Source organism: Fusicatenibacter sp. (assembly GCF_050872605.1).
Classification (GTDB): domain Bacteria; phylum Bacillota; class Clostridia; order Lachnospirales; family Lachnospiraceae; genus Fusicatenibacter.
On the sequence record NZ_JBNMHD010000074.1, the window covers coordinates 1 to 5,068 of the forward strand.

At 48.2% G+C, this 5,068-nt stretch carries 4 protein-coding genes; all 4 read left to right on the forward strand.

Annotated elements, in window-relative coordinates; genetic code table 11:
* Positions 1–125 precede the first annotated feature (125 nt).
* The 4 genes from ACY2VT_RS14040 to ACY2VT_RS14055 all read left to right on the forward strand — a co-directional run bounded on the left by ACY2VT_RS14040 (position 126) and on the right by ACY2VT_RS14055 (position 4,841).
* Entirely contained in the window at positions 126–476 is a 351-nt protein-coding gene (locus tag ACY2VT_RS14040; protein ID WP_461880310.1) for a DUF4230 domain-containing protein, read from the forward strand.
* Between the two features lie 435 nt (positions 477–911).
* Entirely contained in the window at positions 912–1,673 is a 762-nt protein-coding gene (locus ACY2VT_RS14045; protein WP_461880311.1) for a threonine/serine exporter family protein, read from the forward strand.
* Positions 1,674–1,714: 41 nt separating this feature from the next.
* Entirely contained in the window at positions 1,715–2,161 is a 447-nt protein-coding gene (locus tag ACY2VT_RS14050; protein ID WP_022463061.1) for a threonine/serine exporter family protein, read from the forward strand.
* 181 nt (positions 2,162–2,342) lie between these two features.
* Positions 2,343–4,841, forward strand: a complete 2,499-nt coding sequence (locus tag ACY2VT_RS14055; protein WP_461880312.1) for a L,D-transpeptidase family protein — start codon at positions 2,343–2,345, stop codon at positions 4,839–4,841.
* Positions 4,842–5,068: the final 227 nt, after the last annotated feature.

Genomic DNA, 5,068 nt, shown 5'->3' on the forward strand with positions numbered 1-5,068 from the left:
ACAATCGGAGGATTTGTACCACCAACGGTGGTCTTCCTCCCATGATCAAGCGACAGAGATACTATGATTCTCTACGTATGGTAGCATAGTCCATGATGTCCTTGAGAAAAATGTGTCAACCAATCTTGACAACATCATACCGTGCAGAGGTACGTGCGGGCGTGGATCTCTCGAAGGCGAATACGGAGGTGACGGATTCGGAAGTAACAGTTACACTTCCAGCAGTGGAGATTTTTGATATTTCCATCGACAATGATTCCATCCAGTATTACGATGAGAAGGCAGCGCTTCTGAACTGGGAGCGGAAGGAAGATGCGCTGGATGCAATCGCGAGTGCGAAGGAGGATGTAGAACAGCAGACGAAAGAGATGGACGATCTGGAAACGATGGCACAGGAACAGGCAAAAACGCTGATTACCGGACTGCTGTCTGAGACGGTCGGGGATAAGACACTGGTTGTAAAATTTGAAGAATAATACATAAACGGGATACCGGCACTTTCTTTTGGTCAATAAAAAAGGAGGGCCGGTATTTCTTCTGGCAGAAATACCGGCATTATGAAAAAGAAAAATCTATATAAATTGGAAAGAATATTAGGTGGGGACAACGGTTGAAAGATAGAGGAAGATGATTTGTTGTCCCTTTGTTTTGATACGTTTAGTATAGTTGTCATATGTGAGGAAAGTGTGAATGGAGTTTGAAGAAATTTTGAAAAAATAGTTCAATTGTACAGCTTCGTGGACAAACTTCATACCTGCATGAAAATTTGTCTATGAGACTGTATGAATGGTGCGTGCGAGCGCCCGGATATCGCCGAATTTGCATAGAATTAACTTGAAAGTGAACACTGCTTCATGGTACAATCGTCTGGCATGTGTGAAATATGAGTTACATTTGAGAGGATAAAAACTATGGACTATAAACTGTTGCTGGACACTGCGGTTATGGCGGGAGAAATCCTGCTGGAGAGCGGGGCGGAGACGTGGCGGGTGGAGGATACCATGCTGCGGATGCTGCGCATGTCCGGCCTGAAAACAGCGGATGTACTGGCGCTGACGACCGGCTTTGTGGTAACGCTCGACGATCCGTCGATGAATTCCATGACTGTTATGCGCAGCGTAGAGAGCCGTGCAACGGATCTGAACCGGATCCATGCGGTCAATCAGCTTTCCCGCGATTTCTGCGAAGGAAATATCGACCTGGATGCGCTGTTCCACCGGGTGCGGGATATCTATCGTGCCAAGCCGGAAATTAAAAAAAATCTGCTCGCGATGATGGCGACGACCGCAGGCTTTGCAATCATGTTCGGAGCCGGGTTCTACGAAGTGCTGGCATCTGCACTTGCCGGTTTTATATCAGGAATCGGTGTTTACGGAGGAAAAAAAGCCGGGATGCAGTCGTTTCTTGTGAACTGTATCGGGTCATTTTTGCTGGCGGTCACATCTATTCTCTGTGTTCATTATCTGCCGGGGACCATGGATCTGAACGTCATTATCATTGCATCGATCATGCCCCTCGTACCGGGTGTGGCGATCACGAATGCGGTGTATGATACCCTGCACGGCGACTACATTTCCGGTGCGGCACGGATGCTTGAGGCGTTTGTAACCGCTGCGGCCATCGCAATCGGCGTGGGACTTGGCATGCTGCTGCTCCGTCCGCTGGTGCGGTAGAGAAAACCGATACAGAAAAAAGATGAGGTTAAAGCAAAAATATGAGAATAGCAGGTGAAATCATCCTGAAATCCCTTGGAGCCTGGGTTGCAATCTGGGGATTTTCAAGACTGTTGAACGCACCAAAAAAGCTGGAATGCTACACGGCCGGTGTCGGTATGATCGGCTGGGCGGTCTATCTGATCGTGGAAGTATTCAACGACGGCATTCTGATGAAGAACTTTCTTGCCGCCGTTGCCGTCGCCCTGGTTTCCCAGGCAATGGCGCGTCATTTCAAAGCGCCGGTGATCCTTTTCGTGATCCCGGGCATTCTCCCGATGGTGCCGGGAGCCGGTATGTACCGCATCGTCTACTCGATCGTTATGGGGCCGGAAAACATGGTTGGAACGTATCTTTTAGAGACAGCGACCGCGGCAGGCGCAATTGCCCTTGGAATTTTCCTCGGAGAAGCGCTGCAGAAGGTATTTTTTTACGAATTCCACAGGTGATTTACGAAAAAAGTGAGAAATTTGCCAAAACCAAATTTTTTGCTTTTTTTTGTCGGATTTTATGATATACTTAACAGTGTATGTGCCATTGGACAAAAGAAGAAATCTATATGGGCATTTTTTAGGGAAAAAGAAGAGAAGTAAGTAAAGTGCAGACACAGAACTATGAGGAGCAAAAAACATGAAGTTTGAAGATGATGATTTAAAGGACGGTAAACTTTGGGCTGCCCTGCAAAAAGAGATTGACCGTGACCTGGCGGAAAAGGAGAGCGGTGAAACATTCCAGGAAGAACTGGCAGACATCGAAGACTCCATTGAATTTGAAAGCAAAGAAACAAAAAGCGAAGATCAGATCCCGGATGAGACTGCAAACTTAAGTAATCTGCGAAGTGTTCTTGGGGCAACTGAGCGTGCAAAAGACGAAGAAGCGAAGCAGAAAATGAAGCAGACCAGAGTGGAGCCTGTGACGCAGGACATCGAGATTCCGGAATTCACAGAAGAGGAAGAAGAAACCGAAGAGACGCCGGCTGAGACACCGAAGAAAGTCTCACGTGTAAGCCAGACAACCGAAAAACTGGAAGGTCTCGTTGATTTTGATGACGATCCGGCGGAGACAAAAACAGAATCGGAACCGGAAGAAGTGAGGGTGGATGATGATCTGATCATTAACGATCCATTCGCAGATGAGGATGATCTGCTGGGAGAAGAGAAGACAGAGACCAAGGGTTCTGAGAAAGAAGTGCTTGGTGATCAGGTGGAAGCCGCAATGGAGCGCCTCGTCAGCGACACGGTAGGCCATATCCCAATGCCGGAAATAGACGATGAGGATGATGACTACGACGATTATGAGGATGACGACGAAGAGTACATTCCACATGGCGCAAAACCGCAGAAGAAAAAGGGAAAAGGCGGTGCGGTTATCGCAGTTGCAGCCGTTGCAGCCGTTGCTGTTATTGCTGTAGGAGGTTTCTTCTATGGAAGCAAAATGTTTCATTACCAGAATTATTTCTTCAACGGAACAACCATCAACGGAGTAGACTGCTCGGATATGACGGCCAAAGAGGCAGAAACGAAAATCAAAGAGCAGGCTGCAAACTACACCTTAAATGTAAAATTCAAAGACAATGATACGAAGAGTGTCAGCGGAAAAGACATCGACTACACCTACGCCGGAGACGGCAGCGTGGAGAACGTGTTAAAGAAACAGAACAGTTTCCTCTGGTTCCTGGGAAATGGCGGAAAAGAGAAAGATTCCCAGGTCACCATGCAGTACAGTCAGGAAAAACTGGATGCGGTGATTGACGGATTTGACGAATTCCAGTCCGCAGACGGTGAGAATGCACCGGCCAGCGCCTACATCACCTTCCAGAACAATGAGTTTGAGATTGTGGATGCTGTTATGGGTGAGGGAATGGATCTTACCCTTGCAAAACAGTGCATCGAAAACGCGCTGATCAATGCGGATACCGAAGTGGATCTTGAAAAAGCAGGCGTTTACGACGGAACCTTGGTAACAGCAGATGACGAAACACTGAATGCACAGAAGGATCAGTTAAATGAACTGGTACGCGCAAGCATCACATACAGTATGCCGGATGGAACAACACAGGTTCTTGACGGAAATACCATGAAAGGCTGGCTGGCAGTCGATGCGGATGGAAATTATTCCAAAGATGAAAACCAGTGGAATGAAAGAGTAAAAGAATATGTGGCAAATCTTGCGGCAGCGATCGATACCGATGGCAAGGATCACACCTTCCCGGCAACCGGTATCGAAGGCGGCGTGACCATCAGCCAGGAAGGCTACGGATGGAAAGTGGATCAGGAGCAGGAGATTGCAAAGATCGCAGAAGAAGTAGATGCTCACGCAGCAGATACAAGAGAGCCGCAGTATGCGCAGAGAGAGTTCGCTGCTTCCACAGAGAACAACGGATTCGGCAAGACATATGTTGAGGTTGATGCCAGCCGTCAGCATATCTGGCTCTACAAAGATGGAAATCTGGTTGTCGACGGTGACTGTGTAACCGGTCTGATGGAGCAGAGCAGCTACACGAAGCCGGGTATCTACACAACCACAGCAAAAGAAAGTCAGAAAAAACTGCACGGAGAGCTTCAGGCAGACGGCAGCTATTCCTGGGAAAGAGATGTGGATTCCTGGATTCCGTTCAACGGAGAGATCGGTTTCTACGATGCTTCCTGGAGAAGCAGTTTCGGCGGAAACCTGTATCTGACTGCAGGATCAACAACAGGATCTGTTGCACTTCCGACCGCAGTGGCACAGGCATTATATGACAATGTTGATGACGGAACACCGGTTATCATTTATTATTCCGAAGCTTATGAGGTAAGTGAGGATACGCTTACTGTGACACAGGCACCGGAAGCAGATGACGAAAATGTCGATCATACGACGAATACCACGACAGTAACGCCGACGAGAACGCCATCCTACACGTACGATGATGACGACGATGATTACACGCCGTCAACTCCGTCAACTCCATCAACTCCATCCACACCGGAACCGACCGCAGCACCGACGGAGACCCCGTCTACGCCGGAGCCGACCGTAGCACCGACGGAGACCCCGTCCACACCGGAACCGACCCAGGAGCCGAGCGCACCGGATCAGGGAGACCATACGGGTGACGATGATTACCCAGGTAAGGGCGAGAGCTGAGAAAAGAAGAAATAGAACATAAAAAATACGCATTCCGTTATCAAAACAGGAATGCGTATTTTTTATGAGAAAGAAACTGTTAAAAATTATAGCAATCCCCGAAAATAATGCAAAAAATTCAGCACCGCAGAGCGTGAATTACTGCGTCACAGATTTTCGTCGTACCCCGGTACGCCTTCAAATCTGTTCCTTGCAATTCGCGCTCTGCAGCACTGCCTTTTTTGCAT